The organism is Streptomyces sp. NPDC059256 (assembly GCF_042753785.1).
In the GTDB taxonomy this organism is placed as follows: domain Bacteria; phylum Actinomycetota; class Actinomycetes; order Streptomycetales; family Streptomycetaceae; genus Streptomyces.
On sequence record NZ_JBHYZO010000001.1, the window covers coordinates 931,126 to 954,709 of the forward strand.

A 23,584-nucleotide genomic window follows, 5' to 3' on the forward strand; every position below is an offset into this window, starting at 1 on the left:
AGGTAGCGAACGGCCGCTCACCCGCCCGGGGTGCCGATACTGAGATCCCCATCGACCTGGATCGATGGGAAAGAAGCGACGGCCCGGGTTCATCGGGTCGGGAGGGGGCGGAATGAGCCAGGAGGAGCGCGGCGGGGGCTGCGCCGGGGCGACGGTCCTGATCGTGGAGGACGAGCCGAGCATCGCCGATGTGTTGTCCATCGCCCTGAGGTACCACCGGTTCGAGGTGATGACCGCGGGCAGTGTGCGCCAGGCACAGTGGTTGGCCGGCCGGACCAGACCGGACGCGGCCCTGCTCGATGTGATGCTCCCCGACGGTGACGGCCGGGTGCTGGGGCGCGAGATGCGAGCGTTGCACCCGGACACGGCGATCGTCTTCCTCACGGCCCGGGACGCACCCGCGGAGATCGTGGGGGCGCTGGGCTTCGGTGACGACTACATCACCAAGCCGTTCAACGTCGACGAGGTGGTGGCCCGGGTCACCGCCGTACTGAGGCGCACCCGACCGGCCGATGTGCTGTCCGTACCGCCTCCACTGCGGTACGGGGACCTGGAGTTGGACGAGACGACGTACGCGGTGCGGCGCGGGGGGCGTTCCGTACAACTCACACCCACCGAGTACGCCCTGCTGCGGTTCCTGGTGCGCAACGGTGGGCGGGTGGTTCCCAAGGACCAACTGCTGCGGCACGTCTGGAGCTACGAGCACGAAGCGGAGTCGACCGTGGTGGAGACGTACATCAGCTATCTGCGGCGCAAGCTCGACCCGCTCGGGCCGCCGTTGATCACCACCCGTCGGGGTGTGGGGTACGGGCTCTCGTGAAGGGGACAGCCGGCGGGACCCGGCGTGGGCGCCGCCACCGGCACGCGCCGCACTCCCTGCGCGCCAAACTGACGGCCGTCAACGTCATTCTGCTGGCCCTCGGCATCACCGTGGCGACCGCCGTCAGCCTGATGGGGATGCAGCACTTCCTCATCGACCGGGTCGACACCGAACTCGTCGGCAACCGCAACGCCCTGGAGCGAACCGGCTTCACCCAGAAGGAAGTCGAATCGCTCAGGGCCCTCGGCACCCTGCTGGAGCAGTTCGCACCCGGCGACCGGGAGTCCGGACTGCCGCGCTCGGACACCATGATCGTGGCGCTCGACGACCGGGGGCAGCCCACCTCGTTCGCCGGGATCGAGCCCACCTCCCGCCAGCGAGCCATCGCCTCGGCCGTCGCCGATCCGTCCGCCCTCAGCCGTTCCAGCGCGGTCCGGGACATCCAGGTCAACGGGGAGCCCTACCGGGTGGTCGGCACCCGACTGGCCGACGGCACGGTCGTGTTGATGGCGACCAGTACGGGCGCGATGCACAACGCCCTGCGCAAGGCGCTCAAGTTCGACATCGTCTTCGGTGTGCTGTTGCTGGTGCTGCTGGCCCTGGTCACCATGGGCTGGGCCAGGCGTCGGCTCCGTCCGCTGGAGGACATGGTGGAGACGGCGTCCGCCATAGCGGAGGGCGATCTGACCCGCCGGGTTCCGGCCGACTCCCCCACGGCGACCGAGATCGAGCAACTGCGGGTCGCGCTCAACTCCATGCTCCACCAGGTGGAATCGGCCTTTGAGACCCGGGAGCGCAGCGCGGCCCAACTGCGCCGGTTCGTCGCCGACGCCTCGCACGAACTGCGCACCCCGCTGTCCGCGATCCGCGGCTACCTCCAGTTGTACGACCGTGGGATGCTGCGCGGCCCGGTGGAGCGCTCCCGGGCGCTGGCACGGATGAACGCCGAAGCGGACCGGATGGGCCGACTGGTCGAGGAGTTGCTGACACTGGCCCGACTGGACCGACAGGCCCCGCTGCGGATGGCTCCGGTGGATCTGGCGCAACTGGTACGGGACGGGGCCGACGACCTGCGGGCGCAGCAGCCGGACCGGCCCGTCGCCCTGAGCGCGTCAGGGCCGTTGGCGGTGCAGGGCGATGAGTCCGCGCTGCGTCAGATCGTGGGGAACCTGTTGGGGAACGTCCGGGCGCACACTCCGGTCACCGCCCCGGTAACGCTGGAGTTGGCGCGGCAGCCGGGTGGGGAAGGCCGCCCCGGGTGGGTGCGGCTGACCGTTGCCGACGAGGGCCCGGGGATGGCGGCTCAGGACGCGGACCGGATCTTCGACCGCTTCTTCCGGGCCGCGGGAGGGACGGCGGCCACACGGGAGGCGGAGGAGCCGGAGGAGCGGGAGACAGCGGTACGGGAAGCAGCGGTACGGGAGACAGAACCGGCTGTGGGTCGATCGGTCGGGGCCGACGAGGTGGCTGCCGACGCGTTGGCTTCCGGGGAGGTCCCGCCGGCGACGGGTGACGAGGCAACCGTCGGCGAGGGCTGGCGGGAAGGGCCGCAGCCTCCCGGCAGTGGGCTCGGCATGGCGATCGTGCAGGCCGTCGTCGCGTCCCACGGCGGTGAGGTGTCGGTCCGGACGGCGCGGGGCCGGGGGTTGGCCGTGACAGTGCTGCTGCCCGCGGCCACCGCCGATGCCTCCCACACGCCGCCGTCCGACACCGGCACGGTCACGCCTGGCGGGACGCCAGCTGCACCACGGTGATGTCCGATGAGGCGCCGACCCGCACGGGTGGCCCCCAGGCGCCGGCGCCGCGGGTCACATAGAGCTGGGTGTCGCCGTACCGCTCAAGGCCGGCGACGGTCGGATTGGCGAGCGCGGCCAGATGGTTGCCGGGCCAGAGCTGGCCGCCGTGGGTGTGACCGGAGAGCTGGAGGTCGACCCCGTGTTCCACGGCGTCGTGGATGACCACGGGCTGGTGGGCCAGCAGGACGGCGGCCCGGGCGCTGTCCCGGTCGCCGAGGGCCTTGCGGAAGTCGGGCCCCCTGCCGAACTTCTCGCCCTCGATGTCGTCGACTCCCGCGAGGTCGAATCCGGCGATCTCGACGCGCTCGTTCTCCAGCGGGCGCAGCCCAAGTTCCCGCACGTGGTCGACCCACTCCTCCGCCCCGGAGAAGTACTCGTGGTTCCCGGTGACGAAGAACGAGCCGTGCCGGGCCTGGAGCTGGTTCAGGGGCTCTGCCGCGGACCCGAGGTCGGCGACGCTGCCGTCGACCATGTCGCCGACGACGGCGACGAGATCGGGGGACGCGGCGTTGATGGTGTCCACGATCCGCTGGGTGTGGGCACGGCCGAGTATCGGTCCGAGATGGATGTCGCTGACGACGGCGATGCGGAAGCCGTGCGCGGACCTGGGCAGCTTGGCGAGCGGAACGGTCACCCGTTTGATCTTGGGACCGCGCAGCACCCCGTAGGCGCCGTGCCCGACCGTGCCGAGTGCGGCGACGGCGGCACCGCCACCGACGACCCGGGAGACGAAGAGGCGCCGGGAGACGGTACGGGGGTCGTCGGGCGTGGTGGCGGGCTTGACCTCGTGGGTGGCTGCTCGATCAGCTGAGGTGTCGGTGTCGCCGGCCCCCGTACCCCGTACGGATGACGGGGTGTCCGTTGCCGCGGAGGCGGCGGCCGTGGCGGCCGTGGCGGCCGTGGCGTTCTCGGGGTGGGTCCTGCCCGGGGACGCGAGCGTGGTGGTGCCGCTCTCGGTGGCGGGTTCCGACGGCGGCACGGTGACCACCGCGGGTTCCTGGTCCGATGGCGGCGCATCGACTGGGGCGGGAGCCGCGGATGCACCTGCCCCCCGAAGCTGCTGGGGCTGCTGTGACCCACGGGAGCGACGTAGCCACACCGCTCGGACGACTTCCCCCACCAGCAGGGCGAGCACCAGATAGAGCAGCACCGCCAGCCACAGGTATCCCGGCCAGGCCACCACCCTTTCCAGCCAAAAAGGCGCGCCCGCACGGCCTGCCACGAGCGCTCCGAAGGAGAGCAGCGGCAGCACCCAGAGGGCGACGGTACCCACTCCACGGGCCACGCCACGGGCCTGTGTGGTGTCGCGGACCAATCTCCGCCAGACGTACCAGTGCGCGCCTGCAAGGAGGGCGAGCACCGCCACGAAGACGAGCACGACGACCACGATCACAGAAAGCTCCCCTATTCTTCGCGTTCTTCGCGCCGCAAGGCGCGTACCCCACGCAACCCGATGAGTCCTACGACCGTCCCCAGAAGGAAGGACGTGATGGCGAGCAGCAGATGAACCCAGAAGTAGCCCGTGGGATCGCCCGCGTCGTCGAAGGCGAGTCCGCTGCCGTCCTGCCAAAGGTTTTTGACGAAGGTGACCCAGATGAACCAGCTCCACACCCCGAACGCGAGCAGGAACCAGGATGTGGGGCGGTTGAGCTTCATCCGTCCAGTATCGCTGCCGTTCATCGGTCGAGGTGGGTGGGGTGGGCCGTCTCGGCGGCGTTCCCGGCGAGTCATCAACCCGATAAGCATATTTTCTGATCAGCACTGTAATTTCACGCACGTGCCTGCTTTGAAGATGATCACGATGAAGGCCGTGCGTCGGACCGCGTCCGCGGTCACCGCCGCCTCGCTGCTGCCGCTGCTCGTCGCCGCGCCCGCCGCTGCGGACACCCATGAGCGCACGGCCGACGGCAAGGCGCGCAAGCAGCCGAATCCCCCGTCGGTGATGTCCACGGTCGGCGGGGCGCAACTCGGCAAGGCGGGCACCCAGGTCAACCTCGGCACGGGTGCGCCCGTGCTCCCCAAGGACATCAGCAGCAGGTCCTGGATCGTGGCGGACGCCGAGAGCGGGGCCGTGCTCGCGTCCCACAACGCCCACTGGCGACTGCCACCTGCGTCCACGATCAAGATGCTGTTCGCGGACACCCTGCTGCCGAAACTCCCGAAGGAGGCCACCCACAAGGTCTCCGCCGCCGAACTCTCCGAAGTCGGCACGAACAGCAGTCTCGTCGGGGTGAAGGAGGAGCTCACCTACACCGTCAACGACCTCTGGCTGGGAGTCTTCCTCCGTTCCGGCAATGACGCCGTCCACGTCCTGTCGGCCATGAACGGCGGCATCCCCAAGACCGTCCAGGACATGCAGGCCCACGCGGAGGAGTTGCAGGCGCTGGACACCCGGGTCGCCTCACCCGACGGCTATGACGCCGCCGGCCAGGTCTCCTCCGCGTACGACCTGACGCTCATCGCGCGCAACGGGATGCAGAAGAAGGACTTCCGGGACTACGCCGCCACCGTCCGTGCCCAGTTCCCGGGCGAGATGGACGGCGACAAGCGGGAGACCTTCGAGATCCAGAACACCAACCGGCTGCTGACCGGCGAGGACGGCGTCACCCCTTACCCGGGGATCGCCGGCGTCAAGAACGGCAACACCACCCACGCGGGATCGACGTTCACCGGGGTTGCCGAGCGGGCCGGAAAGGTGCTGCTGGTCACCGTCATGAACCCCGAATCGGATGAGAGCCAGGCCGTCTACAAGGAGACGGCCCGACTGCTCGACTGGGGTTTCGCCGCCGGCGGGAAGGTCACGCCGGTCGGCGAGCTGGTGCCGCCGCGCTCTGCACGCCTCAAGGAGGCGGTCGGCGCGGGCCCGGGGAAGGACGGTACGCAGGCGAAGCCGGTGGCCATCGCCCGGGAGGAGTCCTCCGGGGGCGTCGGGATCGCCCTGGCGATCGTGGGCGGTGTGCTGGTGGCGCTCGCCGGCGCGTTCTTCGTGGTGAACCGGCGCTGGCCCTCCCACCGGGGATGATGGGGTCCGGCCGGACGGCGCTCGCAGGAGCCCAGGTCCGGGGCCGGGTCCCGGGCCGGGTGAAGGGCCTGGTGAAGGGCCTGGTGAAGGGCCTGACGGAGAGGCCCTCAGCCTTCAGCGCGACGATATGTGTTGATCAAGACGCCGGACGGTGTCGGCTGCGTGGCGGTCAGCGTCAGACGGCGGGGGCTCTTGCCGTCGGCGAAGAGTTGCTTCCCGCCGCCCAGGACCAGGGGAAAGACCAGCAGCCGGTACTCGTCGACGAGGTCGTGTTCGATCAGGGTCCCGAGCAGCCCCCCGCTACCCAACACCACCGTCTCGCGCTCGGACGCGGCCTTGATGCGGCTGACCTCCGCCGCCAGATCGGCACCGAGGACGGTGGAGTTCGCCCACGTCAGATCCCTGACTGTGCGGGAAGCCACGTACTTGGGCATCGCGTTCATCGCGGCCACCGCGGGGTCGTTCATATCGGCGTACGGCCAGGTGGCGGCGAAGATCTCATACGTCCTACGGCCCAGCAGCAGGGCTCCGGCACCAGCCGTGGCCCGGCTCATGAACCGCTCCACCACCTCGTCGACATAGGGCAGCACCCAGCCGCCCTGATCGAACCCACCGTCCCGGTCCTCGTCGGCCGAGAGGACCGACTGCATGACGCCGTCCAACGATACGAAGTTGACCACGACCAGCTGTCCCATGTGCTGCTCCCATCTGTGCGCTTGCTCCACCGAGGTTGACCAGGCCCGGGAGCGGAATTCATCGGTTGCGGCGGAAGGCCGGCGAGACGGGGTCACCCCCCCCCGCCCTTCTGGGAGGCCCTTCAGATCGCCCGCGGTGCCTTCGGTCCCTCGATGTCCGCCACGATCGCCGAACTCCTGCTGGGGGTCGCCGTCCAGGCCGCACAGAACAGCAGCAGCTTCGCCGTGAAGTTGATCCACAGCAGCAGGGCGATCGGTACGCCGAAGGCGCCGTACATGCTCTTGGACGCCACACCCGCCATATAGCCGCTCAGGAGCAGCTTCAGCAGTTCAAATCCGACGGCGCCGATCAGCCCGGCCACGATCAGCCGGCGCCGCTCGGGCTGGGCACCCGGTAGCAGGGTGAGCAGATAGAGCAGCATCAGGAAGTCAGCGAGGACGGCGATGGCGATCGCCACGACGGACAGCAGCACTCCCCAGGCGCCGTCCTTGTCGAGGCCGAGTCGATCCGCCGTCCAGCCCACCGCGCTGGAGCCGAGTGCGGAGGCGCCGAGGGAGACCAGCGCGGTCGCGCCGAGACCCAGCAGTACGCCCGCGTCCTTGGCCTTGCGGACGAAGGGGTTGCCCTCGTCCTCGTCGTCGGTCCCCCACACGGCGCGCAGACAGTCCCGCATGGCGCCGACCCAGCCGATGCCGGTGAGCAGCAGCAGCGCACCGGCGACCAGACCGACCGTGCCGGCATTGGCCACCAGCGAGTCGATGTTGAGCTGTTCGGAGATGCCGGGCACCTGCTCGCTGACCTTGTCCTCCAGCTTGCCGAGCTGGTCGTCGCTGAGCAGGGCGGCCCCGACTGCGGCGGCGACCGTGATCAGCGGGAAGAGCGCCAGGAAGCTCAGGAAGGTGATGGCCGCGGCGAGCCGGGTCCAGTGCACTCGTTCCAGCGTCTCGTAGGAACGCCAGGCGTGCGTCTGCATCAGCCGGACGACGGTGGGCCCGACGACGGGGAGCTTGGTCAACCAATCCATGGCCTACGCCTACCCTCCGTTGCCGTCGGCAGTGGCCGGATCATGCATCGGAAGATCACAGTCCGGCGACTGCGCACGCATACATCGCGGCCCACACCAGACCGATCACCGCCAGCGCCCGGTCGCCCAGCACCACGTCCTCGGGTTCACCCGCGGTCCCTCGATCGGCGAACACGGCGTACCGCAGGACCGCGAGGATGAAGGCGATCATCGAGAGTTGCCGCCAGGGCAGCAGTGCGGACTCGTTCGGGACGCCGTTCTCCAGGGCCCAGAGGCAGTAGGCGAGTACGGCGACCGAGGCCGCGAGCTGCCAGACGAAACGCAGATAGCCGGTGGTGTACTCGCTCAGCAGGGCCCGGGTCGCACCCTTGCCGCCGCCCCTGCCGTCCATCTGCACGGCTTCCGAGTAGCGCTTGGCCGCCACCATGAACAGCGCTCCGAACCCCGTGGTGATCAGGAACCACCGGGAGAGCGGAATGTCCAGTGCCACTCCTCCCGTCATGGCCCGCAGCAGAAAGCCGGTGGTGACGACGGCCATATCGACGACGAGTACGTGTTTCAGCCAAATGCAGTAGGCGAGTTGCATCGAGAGGTACGCGGTGATGAGCGCCCCGGTCATGGCGTTGCAGAAGGCGGCGGCGCCCGCCACGGCGAGGGCGGCGAGGAGCGCGCCGACGGCGTGGGCCAGCGGTACGGGCACCAGCCCGGCGGCGACCGGGCGGCGACACTTGACCGGATGGGCGCGGTCCGCTTCGGCGTCCCGGGCATCGTTGATCAAATAGACGGCCGCAGCGGCGGCGGTGAAGAGGACAAAGACGACCGCGAGCCGCGCCGCTGTGTATCGGGAGTCCAGTTCGCCCGCGGCGGCAGGCGCGGCGAGGACCAGCAGGTTCTTGACCCACTGCCGGGGTCTGGCGGTCCTCAGCAGACCGGCCAGCAGACCGCCGCGGGGCGGCGCGGGCGAGCGCCCGGACCCCCGCTCGGGCCGTACCAGCAGGGCGGTGCCGGGTTCATTCATCGTGCCCTCCTCCCCCGACGAGGGGGCGGAGCGTCCAACGGTGTCCGAGGTGGGCGGCAAGCCCGCCGAGCGCGGCACCTGCGGCGATGTCGGTGGGGTAGTGGACGCCGACGACGAGCCGGGAGACGCACATGGCGGCGGCGACCGGGGGCAGCAGGCGCCGCGCCGCGGGCAGCAGGGCGCCGAAGGCGACGGCAGCCGCGGCGGCCGAGGTGGCGTGGGAGCTGGGGAAGGAGTAGCGGCCTGCGGTGCTCACCAGGGGTGTCCATACGGCTGGCCCGGACGACCGATGCGCCTCGTCCCGCTTCGAGGCCCGCGCACCCGGGCGGACGGCATGGGCGGCATGGGTGGCATGGACGGCATAGGCGTCCTCCTGTTGCATGCGCCCCGGGGCATCGGCTTCCGTTCCGTTCGGCGGAGGTGAGTAAGGAGCCGCGCCGGGGCGTGCTCTGCGCACCACCCGTTTGACGCCCACGCTCACGAGATGCGCCCCGCCGACCACCACCGTCGCCCGGAGCCACGCCCTCCGGCGCCTTCGGTCCGCTGCCGCGTGCACCAGGCCGGCAGCGAGCCAGAGCGCGCCGTGTTCACCGACGAAGGAGAGCGCTCGGGCGACCGCGGCGATCTCCGGCTGGGTGCCGCACTCCCGCATCGCGGACAGCAGCCGTCGATCGGCGGCCAGCCATCCACCGGCGGTCGCAGCCCAGCCGCGGTCCGCCGCGGAGTGTCCGGCGCATCCGGTGTCCACTGCGTCGGTCATCCACCACCCCTTCCCATGAACCAGGGGCGACTCTTCTGGGCGATCGCCCAGTTTTCACGCCATTCTTTGATGACACTCGTTTAATCACCCATTTCGGCGAGTCAGCAAGGCACTACGAAAATGCGGGCATAACCGGCTATACGGTCGGCGCTATGTCTGTCGACACTCCCTCTGACCCCGCTCCGCCCGACGGCTTCGTGGACACCGACACCCCATCGCGCCTCCTCGACGAGGCCGATCCGTTCGTCCGACTGAGCGGCTGGGGACGTACGGCACCGACCACCGCACGGATGATGCGTCCACACTCCGCCGAACAGACCGCGGCAGTGGTACGGAGCCTGGGCGCGCGGGGCGGGATCGCACGAGGTCTCGGGCGTGCCTACGGCGACGCCGCCCAGAACGCCGGCGGCTGTGTGCTCGACATGACCGCTCTCGCCCGCATCCACGGCATCGACACGCACAGCGGAACCGTGACCTGTGACGCCGGAGTGAGCCTGCACCGGCTGATGGAGGTGCTGCTCCCGCTCGGCTGGTTCGTCCCGGTGACACCAGGCACCCGGCAAGTGACCGTGGGAGGCGCGTTCGGTGCGGACATCCACGGCAAGAACCACCACGTCAGCGGCTCCTTCTCGCGCCATGTGGAATCCATCGACCTGCTGACCGCCGACGGCGAGATCCAGACCGTTCGGCCCGGCACCGCCCTCTTCGATGCCACAGCGGGCGGCATGGGACTCACCGGAGTGATCCTGTCCGCGACCGTACGGCTGCACCGGGTGGCGACCTCCTGGGTGGCGGTGGACACCGAGCGCGCCACCGACCTGGACGATCTGCTGTCCAGACTCACCACCGACGACCACCGCTACCGCTACTCCGTCGCCTGGATCGACCTCCTCGCCCGCGGCCGATCCCTCGGACGCGCGGTCCTCACCCGCGGGGAGCACGCCCCGCTGGACGCGTTGGACGCCCGGGCCCGACGGACACCACTGGCCTTCCGTCCGGGACGGCTGCCCGCACCCCCCGCCCACGTACCGCGGGGACTGCTCAACCGAACCTCGGTGGGACTCTTCAACGCCTTCTGGTACCACCGGGCACCGCGGTCCCGCAGAGCCGAACTCCAGCCGCTGACCAGGTTCTTCCATCCCCTGGACGCCGTACCGCACTGGAATCGGATCTACGGCCCCGACGGATTCGTCCAGTACCAGTTCGTGGTCGGCCACGGCCAGGAGGAAGCCCTGCGGCGCATCGTCCGACGCATCGCCGAACGGGGCTGCCCCTCCTTCCTCGCCGTGCTGAAGCGCTTCGGCGCGGCGGACCCCGGCTGGCTCTCCTTCCCCGTGCCCGGCTGGACGCTCGCCCTGGACGTTCCCGCCGGGCTGGACGGCCTGGGCGCCTTCCTCGACGAACTCGACGAGGAGGTCGCGGCGGCGGGCGGACGGATCTACCTGGCCAAGGACTCCCGGCTCCGCCCCGAACTCCTCGACGGCATGTATCCGCGGCTCACGGACTTCCGCGAACTACGGGCCCGACTGGACCCGCAGGGGGTCTTCAGCTCCGACCTGGCTCGTCGCCTCGCCCTCTGACACCGCGACCGTTCCGCGCCCCGCCCCGATCCAGCAGTCAGTCAGAACACATCCCAAGGAGTCATCCGGCATGAAGGACGCCTTCGGCACCCCACAGTCCCTGCTCGTCCTCGGCGGCACATCGGAGATCGGGCTGGCCGTCGCCCGGCGGATGATCGCCCGCCGCGTCCGCACGGTCTGGTTGGCCGGCCGGCCCTCCCCCGAGTTGGAGGCCGCGGCCGGCTCGCTGCGCACGCTCGGCGCAGAGGTGCGCACCGTGCCCTTCGATGCGCTCGACCCGGTTCCGCACGAAGAGGTGCTCGGAAAGGTCTTCGCCGAGGGGGACATCGACCTGGTGCTGCTCGCGTTCGGGGTCCTCGGCGACCAGGCGAACGACGAGGGCGACCCCCCGGCCGCGGTCCGCGTCGCCCAGACCAACTACACGGGCGCCGTCTCGGCCGGACTGATCTGCGCAGTGGCCCTCCAGAACCAGGGGCACGGCTCGCTGGTGGTGCTCTCGTCGGTCGCGGGCGAACGCGCCCGCCGCACCAACTTCATCTACGGCTCCAGCAAAGCCGGTCTGGACGCCTTCGCCCAGGGCCTCGGGGACGCACTCCACGGCACCGGGGTCCACGTCATGGTGGTGCGCCCCGGGTTCGTACGGACCCGTATGACGGCCGGCATGCCTGAGGCGCCTCTCGCCACCACCCCCGAAGCGGTCGCCACAGCCGTGGAGCTGGGACTGCGGCGCAGGAGCGAGACCATCTGGGTGCCGGGGTTGCTACGGGTGGTGATGGCGGCCCTGCGGCACGCGCCGCGCGGTCTCTTTCGCCGACTGCCCCTCTGATGTCCGCCGTGTGATCTCGACCCTGCGATCTCGACCGTGTGACTTTGACCGTGTGAGTTGACCGGCTGCCCCGGCACCCGGTCGGTGCGGCGGGGTCGCAGCGTCCCTGGGGGGCGTTACGAGGTGGAGGGCGCCGTGGCCGGCTCGTCGACCGGGGAGCCCTGGGCCGGCACGGATCCGATGCCACCACCGAACGCGTACTCGTGCAGCTTGCGCCACACCCCGTCCGCACCCTGCTCGTAGAGGGCGAAGGAGGCGCACGTCCAAGCCGCCTCGAACTCCGCCAGCTCCGCATAGGCGCGGTCCATCGCCTCCTCGGAGATGGCGTGCGCCACCGTCACGTGCGGGTGGTACGAGAACTGGAGCTCGCGCACCAGCGGCCCGGAGTCGTCCCGCACCCGCTTCTGCAACCAGGAGCAGGCCGCCGCGCCCTCGACCACCTGGATGAAGACCACGGGCGACACGGGGCGGAAGGTGCCCGTACCGCACAGGCGCATCGGGAACGGTCGACCGGCGCGGGCGATCTCCGTGAGGTGGGCTTCGATGGCGGGCAGCAGCGCGGGGTCCGCCTCGGTCGGCGGCAGGAGGGTGATGTGCGTGGGAATCCCATGTGCGGCGGGGTCACCGAAGCCCACACGCCGCTCTTGGAGCAGGCTGCCGTAGGGCTCCGGGACCGCGATCGAAACGCCGAGCGTTACGGTCCCCACGTCGTTCTCCTCATCGTCTCGTACGGGCTGGCTGTCCATCCGCACGTCAGCTGTTGACGGATGTGGTGCAGCCGCCAGTGTGGCGGCTGCACGGTGCATGTGACCAGAGGCGTTGGACACACCCGGCGCTGCCGGCCGGCCCCAAGGTTGCCCCGTGGCTGGTCAGGGTTGGTGCGGGCGGCTGCAATACCGCCCGCCGGCGGTCAAACACCGACCTTCTGCGACGGTCGGCCCGGTCCGCCCGGTCCGCCCGCGGCTCGCGCCGCACCCGACGGTACGGGGGCCGGGGCCACGGGGGCGAACCGAGCCGGGCGCCGGTGGGCGCTCAGTGCTTGGCGGGCAGGAAGCCGACCTTGTCGTAGGCCGCGGCCAGGGTCTCGGCGGCCACCGCACGCGCCTTCTCGGCACCCTTGGCGAGCACCGAGTCCAACGTCTCGGGGTCGTCGAGGTACGCCTGCGTCCGGGTACGGAACGGAGTGACGAACTCCACCATCACTTCGGCGAGGTCCGTCTTCAGCGCGCCGTACATCTTGCCCTCGTACTCCTTCTCCAACGCGGCGACGGTGGTGCCGGTGAGGGTGGAGTAAATCGTCAGCAGATTGCTGACACCGGGCTTGTCGACCGGGTCGAAACGGATCACGGTGTCGGTGTCGGTGACCGCGCTCTTGATCTTCTTCGCGGTCGTTCTCGGCTCGTCGAGCAGGTTGACCAGGCCCTTGGGCGTCGAGGCCGACTTGCTCATCTTGATCGTCGGGTCCTGGAGGTCGTAGATCTTCGCGACCTCCTTGACGATGTGCGGCGCCGGGACGGTGAACGTGTCACCGAAGCGGGTGTTGAAGCGCTCGGCGAGGTCACGGGTCAGCTCGATGTGCTGGCGCTGGTCCTCGCCGACCGGTACCGCATCGGCCTGGTAGAGCAGGATGTCGGCGACCTGAAGGACCGGGTAGGTGAACAGGCCCACGGTCGCCCGGTCCGTGCCCTGCTTGGCCGACTTGTCCTTGAACTGCGTCATCCGGGACGCCTCGCCGAAGCCCGTCAGACAGTTCATCACCCAACCGAGCTGAGCGTGCTCAGGGACGTGGCTCTGGATGAAGAGGGTGCAGCGCTCGGGATCGAGGCCGGCGGCCAGCAGCTGGGCGGCGGCGAGGCGGGTGTTGGCCCGCAGCTCGGCCGGGTCCTGCGGCACGGTGATCGCATGCAGGTCGACGACCATGTAGAACGCGTCATGGGTCTCTTGCAGCGCCACGTACTGGCGGATCGCTCCCAGGTAGTTACCGAGGTGGAACGAGCCGGCGGTGGGCTGGATGCCGGAGAGAGCACGGGGTCGGAGTGCGGCCATGTCGCTCATTCTCTCAGGTGTGGAACCGATCTCCGGTCGGCGGTGCATCAAAGGTGTGAGCACGCGGGAGGGGCGCCTACAGGGGCGGGTACGGAGGGGAGACCGCGGCATCCTGGACGAGGGCGCGGTGATCGCCCGGGTGCGCGCCGGGGAGCCGGAGGCGTACACGGAGCCGGTGCGCGCCCACACCCAGGTGGCGCTGCGGGCGGCAGTGGCGTTCGGCGCAGGCGACGATTCGGAAGACCTGGTGCAGACCTCCTTCCTCACGGCGTACCAGTCGCTGGACCGCTTCTGGGAGGGCGGTGCGTTTCGCCCCTGGCTCCTCCAGATCGGGGTCAATGAGACGAGGAACACAGTGCGCTCGGCGGTGCGGCTGCGGGCGCTCGCAGGGCGAGAAGCGGTGCTCTTGGGCGCCGGCCCGGCCGCACTGCTGTGTCACGGCGAAGGTTCCTCCCGCTCGTCGGACGAAGGGGCGGGAGGGACGGGATTGTTGTCGGCTGGCGGGCGGCTGAGGCGCCACGGGGGCGGCTCAGCGGCCCGGCAGATGGCCGGGGCGTCAAACGGGGGCGACCCGGCCACCCGATACCTCTGGCCGGCTCTGCCGGCCCGATCCACTAGCCGGTGAGCCCCGGGGCGGGATGGGCGGCCATCAACTCGGCCACCTCCGAGCGGATCGCGGCCAATGCGTCCTCATCACCCGCACCGGCAGCGGTCACACCTCGGTCGATCCAGTCCGCCACGGCGGCCATCTGGTCGGTGCCCAACCCTCGCGAGGTGAGGGAGGGCGTCCCGATGCGGATGCCGGAAGGATCGAACGGCTTGCGGGGGTCGTAGGGGACGGTGTTGTAGTTCACGACGATCCCGGCCCGGTCGAGGGCCTTGGCCGCGACCTTGCCGGGGACGTCCTTGGGGGTGAGGTCCATCAGGATCAGATGGTTGTCCGTACCGCCGGAGACCAGGTCGAAACCGCGTGCGAGCAGTTCGTCGGCCAGCGCCCGGGCGTTGGCGACGACGGCATGTGCATAGCTGCGGAAGGAGGGTTGCGCGGCCTCGCGAAGCGCCACGGCGATGGCCGCGGTGGTCTGGTTGTGGGGGCCGCCCTGGAGACCGGGGAAGACAGCCTTGTCGATCGCCTTGGCGTGCTCCTCGCGGGACATCAGCATCGCTCCACGGGGGCCTCGGAGCGTCTTGTGCGTGGTCGTGGAGATGACGTCCGCGTGCGGTGCGGGGGAAGGATGCGCACCGCCTGCGATCAGCCCGGCGATGTGCGCGATGTCGGCGACCAGGACGGCACCGGACTCACGGGCGATGTCCGCGAAGGCGGCGAAGTCGATGGTGCGGGGCAGGGCGGTACCACCACAGAAAATGATCTTCGGGCGTTCCTTGAGCGCCAGTTCGCGGACCTCGTCGAAGTCGATCAGTCCGGTGTCCTGGCGTACGCCGTACTGCACACCGCGGAACCAGCGTCCGGTGGCGGAGACGCCCCAGCCGTGTGTGAGGTGCCCGCCCATCGGCAGTGCCATCCCCATCACCGTGTCCCCGGGCTCGGCGAAGGCCAGATAGACGGCGAGGTTGGCCGGGGAGCCCGAATAGGGCTGCACATTGGCGTGCTCGACACCGAACAGGTCCTTGGCGCGGGAGACCGCTAGCCGTTCGACCTGGTCGATGTTCTGCTGGCCCTCGTAGTAGCGGCGGCCGGCGTACCCCTCGCTGTACTTGTTCTGAAGGACCGTGCCGGACGCTTCCAAAACGGCGGCGGAGACATAGTTCTCGCTGGGGATGAGCCGCAGAGTGGTGGCTTGAAGCTGTTCCTCGGCGAGGATGAGTGCGGCCAGTTCTGGATCGGTGGCGCGTAGCGCGGGATGGAGCGGGGGCAGGCTCATGACGTCCTCCGGGTCATCGTTCTTGACGATCCCGGGTGCCCAGGCGGGCGACACCTCGTTGGTTGTTGCGCGCAGGGCTCCCTCGGGGTCAGTTCCCCGTGCGCCAGTCGCCGTGCGTACCCGCAACCTTAGTACGCGTCTCCGGGGCGGGCCGGATCGCTCGGAGTGCGCAGCAAGGTTTCTTCACCCACTCGGCGAGCGACGATAGAAACAGGGGCATCACCCTGCCCCAGCCGGAAGCCTTGTCTTACGACAAGCCTCCGCGAGATCCATGTGAACTACGCGATCGGAGATCCCGTGTCTGCATCAGAGAGCGCCATTGCCGCCGCCGAAGCCCACAGCGCGCACAACTACCACCCGCTCCCCATCGTTGTGACCTCGGCGGAGGGCGCATGGATGACTGATGTCGAGGGCCGTCGGTACCTCGACATGCTCGCGGGATACTCGGCGCTGAATTTCGGCCATGGGAACCGTCGTCTGATCGATGCCGCCAAGGCACAGCTGGAACGTGTCACGCTCACTTCGCGCGCCTTCTACCACGACCGTTTCGCTGACTTCTGCGAGCAGCTCGCCGATTTGTGCGGGATGGAGTCGGTACTTCCGATGAACACCGGCGCGGAGGCCGTGGAGACCGCGGTGAAGACCGCCCGGAAGTGGGGCTACCGGGTCAAGGGCGTCGTCGACAACATGGCGAAGATCGTGGTCGCTTCGAACAACTTCCATGGGCGCACGACGACGGTGATCAGCTTCTCGACCGATCCGGAGGCCCGGGCGGACTTCGGCCCGTACACCCCGGGCTTTGAGATCGTCCCGTACGGGGACCTCACGGCGATGGAGGCCGCCCTCACCGAGAACACGGTGGCGGTGCTGCTGGAGCCGATCCAGGGCGAGGCGGGGGTTCTGGTGCCGCCGCCGGGATATCTGGCGGGGGTCCGTCGACTCACCCAGGAGCGCAACATCCTCTTCATCGCGGACGAGATCCAGTCGGGCCTCGGCCGTACCGGTCGGACGTTCGCCCTGGAGCACGAGGGCGTGGTGCCGGACATGTACGTGCTCGGCAAGGCGCTCGGCGGCGGAGTCGTCCCGGTGTCCGCTGTGGTCTCCTCGCAGGAGGTGCTCGGCGTCTTCCGCCCCGGGGAGCACGGTTCGACCTTCGGCGGGAATCCACTGGCCTGTGCGGTGGCACTGGAGGTGATCGCGATGTTGCGCAGTGGGGAGTACCAGCAGCGCGCGAGCGAACTCGGTGAGCATCTCCACCATGAACTCGGCCTCCTGGTCGGTACGGGCTCGGTGGAAGCCGTACGCGGCCGGGGGCTGTGGGCGGGCGTGGACATCGTGCCGGAGCGCGGAACGGGTCGGCAGATCTCCGAGAAGCTGATGGACCGGGGCGTACTGGTGAAGGACACCCACGGTTCGACCATCCGGATCGCCCCGCCGCTGGTGATCAGCAAGGAGGATCTGGACTGGGGCCTCGACCAGTTGCGGGCGGTGCTAGCGGGCTGAGCCCAGCCGCGGCACGACCGCGCTGAGGACAACTCCCTCAGCCCCTCACCCCCCTTAGTGCCCGCCCCTCGCCCACCTCGCCCCTCAACCGCCCTCGCCCCTCGTCATCGTCGAGCGCCCGACGATGACGAGGGTCCGCGATGCATGACGAGGGCCCATGATGATCGGGCCCGGAGGTCAGCCGCCGGCCTCGGGATCCCAGGGAATCCACCCCCGCACCCCTCCAGCACAGGAACGCACGGGTCGCCGCCCGCGGCCCGGCGACACTCATGAGCCTCCAGGGAAAGGTGAGTTCAGACCGGACTGACACGTTCCAACAACCTCGGACACGGCTACCGATCGGGACGTCATCCAGGCCATTGACACGACCGCTGGTCTGGACCAATGATGCGGGCCATGCCGAGACCCCGAGTGCTACTCGCCGTCCTCGTACCTCTCCTCGCCCTCCTGGGCCTGACCACCCCCGCGCAGGCAGCATGGCCGACGCCGGTCCCCGTCGTCTCGAAGGTCACCACGGACGATCCGGTCGTCTTCATCACCATCGACGACGGCTGGGCGCAGAGTCCCGCCGCGGCCAAGATCCTGCGTGACCGGAACGTTCCCGCCTCGCTGTTCCTGGTGTCGGACGCCGCCAGCTACGGCGTCCCGTACTTCCGGAATCTGCTCGACCACGGTCCGTCCCGGGTCGAGAACCACACCGTGACCCACCCGTACCTCAGCTCATTGGACCTGGCGGGCCAGCGAGCCGAGATCTGCGGCGCACGTCAGCGGGCCCTGTCGACCTTCGGTCTGGAGCCCCGGCTGCTGCGTCCGCCCTACGGCGACTACAACGAAGACACCCGCATCGCGGCCGGCGCCTGCGGTGCGAAGGCACTGGTGACCTGGACGCACGACTTCACCACCTGGGGCAGTTGGCAGCCCCCCACCCCGCAACTCCAGGCCGGCGACATCATCCTGCTGCACTTCACCGACGACCTGCCCGCCGACCTCAATCGCGCCTTGGCCGCGGCCGATGCGGCCGGCCTCAAGCCCGCCCGTCTGCGCGACTACATCGCCGACTGACGACCCACCGGCTCCTGCCCAGAATTCCTGAAGGGCCACACACCCCACCCGGGTCGCGGCCGGGGTGACATCAGAGGATGACGTGGGGCAGGAAGCGGGCGTACCCGTCCGTGATCGGACCGGACGACTCCCGAATGCCCAGCCCCGCTGCCTCGCCCTCGACGGTCCACGCACCGAGCACCACCCGGTTGCCGTCGAAGTCCGGTAGCGGGGCGAAGCCCTGGTAGCAGCACGCTTCCTCGCGCAAGAGGGGTGCGGTGCCTGCCCCGTGGATCGTGACCCCCGCGCCTTCCCGCCCCAGGAGCGGTTTGGCGACATAGCCGCCCTCGGCGGCCAGTTCACGCGGACCGTCGAGATAGGCGGGCAGCAGATGGGGATGGCCGGGGTTGAGCTCCCAGAGGATCGCGAGCAGCGCCTTGTTGGAGAGCAGCATCTTCCAGGCGGGTTCGATCCAGCAGGTGGTGCCGGTGCCGCCGCCGTTGTCGAGCGTTTCGAGCACATGGGGTCCAAAGCGGTCGGTCGTCAGCCACTCCCAGGGGTAGAGCTTGAAGCAGGAGCGGATGAAGCGCAGACGTTGGTCGACGAAGCGCCGGGACAGCCGGTCCCAACCGATCTCCTCCACCGCGAGCGCCTGGGTGACGAGTCCCGCCTGTTCCGCGGTCTCCCTGAGGTAGGCGACCGTCATCAGGTCCTCACCGAGGTCGTCGCCCGCGGAGTGGGCGAAGTGCACGGGCCCGGGCGGCAGTAGGGAAGCCTGCTTGCGCCATGCGTCGACGAGCCGCTCGTGCAGGGAGTTCCACTGGTCGGCGCCGGGGAAGCGGTCCTCCATCCAGAACCACTGGGGGCTCGCGGCCTCGACCAACGAGGTCGGCGTGTCGGCGTTGTACTCCAACATCTTGGCCGGCCCGGTGCCGTCGTAGCGGAGGTCGAACCTGCCGTAGATGGTGGGGAGTTCGGCCCGTCGCCGCCAGGACTCGGCGACCAGGGAGACCAGCCGGGGCTGGATGATGCCTAATTCGGCGAACCTGTCCCGTTCGACGATGTGTGCAGCGGCGGCGAGACACATCGCGTGGAGTTCCTCGACAACCTCTTCCAACGCCTCCACCTCGGGCAGCGAGAACTCGTAGTAGGCGCTCTCGTCCCAATAGGGGCGCAGGGAGCCGTCCGGGTAGCGAGTCAGGGGGTAGATGCACCCCTGCTGTTCGACGATCGCCTGCCAGCCCGGACGCGGCTCGATGGTGTGACGCTTCATTGGACCAGTCCCCGTTCAACCGCCGCCGGAGCCCGAGCAGCCGAAGCCGCCCCGCTCGACGGCGTCCTCGTCGAAGCTGCCGCCCGTGGCCGCGCCGCCCTCGCCCCGACCGTAGGCGGAGGAGGCGTAGTCACCCTCGCCACCGTGTTCTCTGCACTCGCTCATCGCGAGCTGTTCTGGGGACAGTCGGTCCGCGCCTCGCTTGTCCGGTTCCGCACCGCACGAGGTGAGGGACACGGCCAACACCCCCATGCCTCCCAGCAGTACCGTTCTCGACCTCAGGCGTCGACGAGCCATCACCCAACCCCCGTTCGTGTGACTGTCCTACAACGCACCGTAAATCGACGACAGACTAGTGGCCGACAGGCACACCGCCTTCAAACGGGCGATCAACCCCATTGATCTACAGTCGTTTTGTGATCCTTGGCATGCTTTGCGCACTTGGTTCAGCTCTCTGCTACGGCACCGCTTCCGTTCTCCAGGCCATAGCGGCGAAGGCCGCCGAACCGGGCTCGGGTTCCGGTGTCGATACGGCACTGCTCCTGCGGGCCCTGCGCCAGTGGCGCTATCTGCTGGGGCTCGCACTCGACGGATTCGGTTTCGCGTTGCAGATCGTGGCCCTGCGGTCGCTGCCCATCTATGTGGTGGGCGCGGCGCTCGCCGCCTCCCTCGCGGTCACCGCCCTGGTCGCCTCCCGACTGCTGCACATGAGGCTGAGCGCCGTGGAGTGGGGCGCGGTGGGTACGGTCTGCGCCGGCCTCGCGATGCTGGGTCTGGCAGCCGGGGCCGAGGGGGACCGCCCCGGCTCCACCGCGATGGGCTGGTCACTGCTGGGGGTCGCGGTCGCGGTCCTGCTGGTCGGAGCGCTCGCCGGCAGGCTTCCGAACAGATCGCGCGCCCTGGTGCTGGGGTTGGGCGCAGGCGCGGGATTCGGGGTGGTGGAGGTCGCGGTCCGGTTGATCGATTCGGTCGCCCTGCCCGAGGTGTTGGCCAATCCCGCGCTCTATGCGCTGCTTCTGGGCGGGGCAGCGGCCTTCCTCCTGCTGACCTCGGCGTTCTCCCGAGGCTCGGTGACGGTGGCGACGGCGGGGCTCGTCCTCGGTGAGACGGTCGGCCCGGCCGTGGTCGGGGTGGTCTGGCTGGGCGATCACACCCGGCCGGGGTTGGCGTGGTTGGCGGTGCTGGGTTTCGCGGTGGCCGTCGCCGGCGCTCTGGCGCTGGCGCGTTTCGGCGAGCCCTGACCGGATGCGCCGCCTCCAGGACCGGCCGCGCGTGCCGGTCCACCGGCGATCCGCTGCCGATCCGCCGCTGATCCGCTGCCGGTCCACCGGCGACCACGGCCGTACGCCGAGGGGCCGCCATCGGCTCCCCCTGCAAGCCCTCGATCGCCCCCAATTGACCCCCGGGCCGACCCCCTTGCCAATCCATTGATCAGTCCACAGCCAACTGCGGACTCCTTTGATCTTGTGGGGAGTTGGTGCACTATGAGCGCACAGATGTACGACCGAGTTGGGGGATGTGTGACAACACGCCGGACGTTTCTCTCCGTGGGTGCGGGGGCCGTCGCCACGATGGGTACGGGAGTGGCGGCTGCCGCTCCGGCACAGGGGGCCGGTGCGCTGCACACCCCCGCCGACCCGACGTACGACCAGCCGCTGGGGATCGCCATGGAGGGGTACACGACCGCGTACCCCGTACGGTTCCTGCGGATGGTCAACCAGGGCGAGACCGTCGACATGGCGTATCTGGACATCGCGCCCGCGGGCCAGTCCCCCACCGGGCGCACGGTGCTGCTGCTGCACGGCAAGAACTTCGACGGCGGGGCCTGGACGACCACCGCCCGCGCACTGGCGGCGGCCGGGAACCGGGTCGTGGTGCCGGACCAGATCGGGTTCGGGCGATCGTCGAAGCCCGCCCTCGACTACAGCTTCGAGTTGCTCGCGCACAACACCGTGGCACTCCTGGACCACCTCGGCATCGCGGACGTCGACGTGGTGGGCCACTCCATGGGCGGAATGCTCGGAGTGCGCTTCGCCCTGCTGCATCCGACGCGGATCCGCCGTCTGGTGCTCGCCAACCCGGTGGGACTGGAGGACTACCGGGAGCTGGTGCCCGCGCACACCACCGAGCGACTGTTCGCGGACGAACTGGCGAACACCGCCCTCCCCGGCATCCGGGCCTTCTACCAGTCGTACGTGGTGACCTGGCGACGGGCCTACGAGCGGAATGTGGAACTGCGGTACCGCGTCACCCTCAGCGGGGAGTACCCGCGTTGGGCGCTCGCATCGGCCCGCACCTATCAGATGGCATACCACCAGCCGGTGGTGCAGGACCTGCCCGCCCTACGGCTTCCGGTGCTGCTGGTGATCGGTCAGGAGGACCGCGCCGCGGTCGGCAAGTCGTACGCCACCCCGGAGAACCGGGCGAAGCTCGGGAACTTCCCCGTACTGGGCCGACTGGCCGCCGCTGCCATCCCCGGCGCGCGGCTCGTGGAACTGCACGGCGTGGGCCACCTCCCCCAGCTGGAGGCGAAGAAGCGCTTCGAACGGGAAGTGCTGTCGTTCCTCGGAGCGGGTCGACCCTAGGTCCCTTCCTCCGAGTCCTGAAAGAAGGGTCCACGTGACCTCGTACTACCGCGACGAGCGGGCGGCGCTCCACCAGCCCACCCTGTTGTCCGTGTCCTCACAGGGCGTGGACGAGGGGTATCGGCTGGTGGGGCCAGGGGGACGATTGACGGCAGTGGTGGAGGACGTGCTCTGGCTCGACAACCATCCGGCCGGCCCCGATACCCATGTGGTGGTCTCCTTCGAGGACGGCACCCAGGTGGAGTTCCCGTTCGACGTACCGCTGACGGCCGTGTGGCACGCGGAGTCCCGCCCCCTGGACGAGGCCGAACTGGCCCTGCTGGCCCCCGCGCAATGGGGCGAGGAAGGCCGCTTCCCCGTCCCGGGAGTGGACCTGGGCGACTGACAACAGGGCGATCCGCGATGGTGCCCGCCGGCGGACGTACGGTCCGCCCGGATCCGGGCGGATGCGGCTCAGATCAACGACAGGCGACCATCCAGGGCCGAGAGCGCGCCGTTCGACGCAGGGAAGCCCCCGGTCGCATGCCGCGACCGGGGGCTTGACCCGTCAGACCGGGTGGAGCGAGCTGGCTACGCCGCCGGCTCAGAGAAGGCCGAGAGCGCGCACGGCGTCGCGCTCCTCCGCCAACTCCTTGACCGAGGCATCGATGCGGGCGCGCGAGAACTCGTTGATGTCCAGACCCTGGACGATCTCGTACCGGCCGTCCTTCGTCGTCACGGGGAAGGAGGAGATCAGACCCTCCGGCACACCGTACGAGCCGTCCGACGGGATGCCCATGGAGGTCCAGTCGCCGTCCGCGGTGCCGTTCACCCAGGTGTGGACGTGGTCGATCGCGGCGTTGGCGGCCGAGGCGGCCGAGGACGCGCCGCGCGCCTCGATGATCGCCGCACCCCGCTTGGCGACGGTCGGAATGAAGGTGTCCGCCAGCCATGCCTCGCCGTTGACGACCTCGGCGGCGTTCTTGCCGGCGATCTCCGCGTGGAAGATGTCCGGGTACTGGGTGGCCGAGTGGTTGCCCCAGATGGTGAGCCGCTTGATGTCGGAGACCGCGGAGCCCGTCTTCGCGGCCAGCTGCGAGATGGCGCGGTTGTGGTCGAGGCGCGTCATGGCGGTGAAGCGGTCGGCCGGCACGTCCGGGGCGGACGCCTGCGCGATCAGTGCGTTCGTGTTGGCCGGGTTGCCGACGACGAGGACCTTGATGTCGTCCGCGGCGTGGTCGTTGATGGCCTTGCCCTGGGGCTTGAAGATGCCGCCGTTCGCCTCCAGCAGGTCACCGCGCTCCATGCCCTTGGTACGGGGGCGGGCGCCGACGAGGAGGGCGACGTTCGCGCCGTCGAAGGCGACGTTCGGGTCGTCGCTGATGTCGATGCCCTGGAGCAGCGGGAAGGCACAGTCGTCCAGCTCCATGGCGGTGCCCTGGGCGGCGCCGAGCGCCGGCGTGATCTCCAGGAGGCGCAGCTTGACCGGCACATCCGGGCCGAGCAGGTGGCCGGACGCGATACGGAACAGCAGCGCGTAGCCGATCTGGCCGGCCGCGCCGGTCACGGTGACGTTGACGGGAGTGCGGGTCATGGCGATCTCCGTAAGACAGCTGGCGTGGGGGCGTTGCTGCCCCGGGTCCGGAACACCCCTTCGCACCCGTCAGGAAGCACGGTGACTCCTGATGAATCTTGATGTGAAGAGACATCCAGCGGTCAGGCTATCCGACCC

The 23,584-nt window shown here is 69.7% G+C and carries 23 protein-coding genes; 11 read left to right on the forward strand and 12 right to left on the reverse strand.

All coding sequences use genetic code 11. From position 1 onward, the window contains the following. Positions 1-112 precede the first annotated feature (112 nt). Both ACFXJL_RS04030 and ACFXJL_RS04035 read left to right on the forward strand, forming a co-directional pair. Positions 113-820: a response regulator transcription factor gene (locus ACFXJL_RS04030; protein ID WP_358876381.1), complete on the forward strand. Its 708-nt coding sequence runs from the start codon at positions 113-115 to the stop codon at positions 818-820. Next, on the forward strand, positions 817-2,574 hold the full coding sequence (locus ACFXJL_RS04035) for a sensor histidine kinase (RefSeq protein ID WP_384688936.1): 1,758 nt from the start codon (positions 817-819) through the stop codon (positions 2,572-2,574). Before ACFXJL_RS04030 ends, ACFXJL_RS04035 begins: the two co-directional genes overlap by 4 nt. On the opposite strand, the gene ACFXJL_RS04040 is transcribed toward ACFXJL_RS04035, so the two are convergent. Both ACFXJL_RS04040 and ACFXJL_RS04045 read right to left on the reverse strand, forming a co-directional pair. Beyond that, positions 2,540-4,009: a metallophosphoesterase gene (locus ACFXJL_RS04040; RefSeq protein ID WP_384688938.1), complete on the reverse strand. Its 1,470-nt coding sequence runs from the start codon at positions 4,007-4,009 to the stop codon at positions 2,540-2,542. The genes ACFXJL_RS04035 and ACFXJL_RS04040 overlap by 35 nt on opposite strands. A gap of 11 nt (positions 4,010-4,020) precedes the next feature. After that, a complete protein-coding gene (locus ACFXJL_RS04045) occupies positions 4,021-4,272 on the reverse strand; it encodes an SCO4848 family membrane protein (protein ID WP_329022412.1) in 252 nt (83 codons plus the stop codon). A 145-nt stretch (positions 4,273-4,417) separates the two neighbouring features. On the opposite strand from ACFXJL_RS04045, the gene ACFXJL_RS04050 reads away from it, so the two are divergent. After that, positions 4,418-5,638, forward strand: coding sequence for a D-alanyl-D-alanine carboxypeptidase family protein (locus ACFXJL_RS04050; RefSeq protein WP_384631932.1), 1,221 nt, complete (start codon positions 4,418-4,420; stop codon positions 5,636-5,638). A gap of 107 nt (positions 5,639-5,745) precedes the next feature. On the opposite strand, the gene ACFXJL_RS04055 is transcribed toward ACFXJL_RS04050, so the two are convergent. The 4 genes from ACFXJL_RS04055 to ACFXJL_RS04070 all read right to left on the reverse strand — a co-directional run bounded on the left by ACFXJL_RS04055 (position 5,746) and on the right by ACFXJL_RS04070 (position 9,028). After that, the gene (locus tag ACFXJL_RS04055) at positions 5,746-6,333 is read right to left on the reverse strand and encodes a dihydrofolate reductase family protein (protein ID WP_384688941.1); all 588 of its coding nucleotides are present in this window, start codon (positions 6,331-6,333) and stop codon (positions 5,746-5,748) included. 122 nt (positions 6,334-6,455) lie between these two features. After that, a complete protein-coding gene (locus ACFXJL_RS04060) occupies positions 6,456-7,358 on the reverse strand; it encodes a YihY/virulence factor BrkB family protein (protein WP_384688944.1) in 903 nt (300 codons plus the stop codon). 55 nt (positions 7,359-7,413) lie between these two features. After that, positions 7,414-8,376, reverse strand: a complete 963-nt coding sequence (locus tag ACFXJL_RS04065; protein WP_358876385.1) for a decaprenyl-phosphate phosphoribosyltransferase — start codon at positions 8,374-8,376, stop codon at positions 7,414-7,416. Then, complete coding sequence (locus ACFXJL_RS04070; RefSeq protein WP_384689170.1) at positions 8,369-9,028, reverse strand: phosphatase PAP2 family protein; 660 nt, start codon at positions 9,026-9,028, stop codon at positions 8,369-8,371. The genes ACFXJL_RS04065 and ACFXJL_RS04070 overlap by 8 nt, the downstream gene beginning before the upstream one ends. A 260-nt stretch (positions 9,029-9,288) precedes the next feature. Here ACFXJL_RS04070 and ACFXJL_RS04075 point away from each other — a divergent pair, with 260 nt between their 5' ends. Next, entirely contained in the window at positions 9,289-10,716 is a 1,428-nt protein-coding gene (locus ACFXJL_RS04075) for an FAD-binding oxidoreductase (RefSeq protein ID WP_384688947.1), read from the forward strand. 70 nt (positions 10,717-10,786) lie between these two features. Beyond that, the gene (locus ACFXJL_RS04080; protein WP_358876388.1) at positions 10,787-11,542 is read left to right on the forward strand and encodes a decaprenylphospho-beta-D-erythro-pentofuranosid-2-ulose 2-reductase; all 756 of its coding nucleotides are present in this window, start codon (positions 10,787-10,789) and stop codon (positions 11,540-11,542) included. Between the two features lie 116 nt (positions 11,543-11,658). Here the strand turns inward: ACFXJL_RS04080 and ACFXJL_RS04085 are convergent, their stop codons facing one another. Beyond that, entirely contained in the window at positions 11,659-12,249 is a 591-nt protein-coding gene (locus ACFXJL_RS04085; protein ID WP_329022404.1) for a 2'-5' RNA ligase family protein, read from the reverse strand. 325 nt (positions 12,250-12,574) lie between these two features. Then, positions 12,575-13,588, reverse strand: coding sequence for a tryptophan--tRNA ligase (trpS, locus tag ACFXJL_RS04090; protein ID WP_358876389.1), 1,014 nt, complete (start codon positions 13,586-13,588; stop codon positions 12,575-12,577). Between the two features lie 55 nt (positions 13,589-13,643). On the opposite strand from trpS, the gene ACFXJL_RS04095 reads away from it, so the two are divergent. Continuing rightward, a complete protein-coding gene (locus ACFXJL_RS04095; RefSeq protein WP_384688952.1) occupies positions 13,644-14,213 on the forward strand; it encodes an RNA polymerase sigma factor in 570 nt (189 codons plus the stop codon). Here the strand turns inward: ACFXJL_RS04095 and glyA are convergent. Further along, complete coding sequence (gene glyA / locus ACFXJL_RS04100; RefSeq protein ID WP_358876390.1) at positions 14,203-15,471, reverse strand: serine hydroxymethyltransferase; 1,269 nt, start codon at positions 15,469-15,471, stop codon at positions 14,203-14,205. The two genes, ACFXJL_RS04095 and glyA, sit on opposite strands and share 11 nt — an antisense overlap. A 297-nt stretch (positions 15,472-15,768) precedes the next feature. Between glyA and rocD the strand changes: the two genes are divergently transcribed. Beyond that, a complete protein-coding gene (gene rocD / locus ACFXJL_RS04105; RefSeq protein ID WP_384688955.1) occupies positions 15,769-16,974 on the forward strand; it encodes an ornithine--oxo-acid transaminase in 1,206 nt (401 codons plus the stop codon). Between the two features lie 396 nt (positions 16,975-17,370). After that, positions 17,371-18,036 (forward strand): polysaccharide deacetylase family protein, encoded by a 666-nt coding sequence (locus ACFXJL_RS04110; RefSeq protein ID WP_358876392.1) that lies wholly within the window; start codon positions 17,371-17,373, stop codon positions 18,034-18,036. 70 nt (positions 18,037-18,106) lie between these two features. Here ACFXJL_RS04110 and ACFXJL_RS04115 read toward each other — a convergent pair whose 3' ends face one another. Both ACFXJL_RS04115 and ACFXJL_RS04120 read right to left on the reverse strand, forming a co-directional pair. Beyond that, complete coding sequence (locus ACFXJL_RS04115; RefSeq protein WP_384688958.1) at positions 18,107-19,288, reverse strand: glutathionylspermidine synthase family protein; 1,182 nt, start codon at positions 19,286-19,288, stop codon at positions 18,107-18,109. Positions 19,289-19,303: 15 nt separating this feature from the next. Further along, entirely contained in the window at positions 19,304-19,585 is a 282-nt protein-coding gene (locus ACFXJL_RS04120; RefSeq protein ID WP_358876394.1) for a hypothetical protein, read from the reverse strand. 131 nt (positions 19,586-19,716) lie between these two features. Between ACFXJL_RS04120 and ACFXJL_RS04125 the strand changes: the two genes are divergently transcribed. The 3 genes from ACFXJL_RS04125 to ACFXJL_RS04135 all read left to right on the forward strand — a co-directional run bounded on the left by ACFXJL_RS04125 (position 19,717) and on the right by ACFXJL_RS04135 (position 22,258). Continuing rightward, positions 19,717-20,529: a DMT family transporter gene (locus ACFXJL_RS04125; RefSeq protein ID WP_358876395.1), complete on the forward strand. Its 813-nt coding sequence runs from the start codon at positions 19,717-19,719 to the stop codon at positions 20,527-20,529. A gap of 306 nt (positions 20,530-20,835) precedes the next feature. After that, entirely contained in the window at positions 20,836-21,873 is a 1,038-nt protein-coding gene (locus ACFXJL_RS04130) for an alpha/beta hydrolase (RefSeq protein WP_358876396.1), read from the forward strand. A gap of 34 nt (positions 21,874-21,907) precedes the next feature. Next, positions 21,908-22,258: a hypothetical protein gene (locus ACFXJL_RS04135; RefSeq protein ID WP_358876397.1), complete on the forward strand. Its 351-nt coding sequence runs from the start codon at positions 21,908-21,910 to the stop codon at positions 22,256-22,258. Between the two features lie 198 nt (positions 22,259-22,456). Here the strand turns inward: ACFXJL_RS04135 and ACFXJL_RS04140 are convergent, their stop codons facing one another. Next, positions 22,457-23,446, reverse strand: coding sequence for a malate dehydrogenase (locus tag ACFXJL_RS04140; protein ID WP_384688963.1), 990 nt, complete (start codon positions 23,444-23,446; stop codon positions 22,457-22,459). Positions 23,447-23,584: the final 138 nt, after the last annotated feature.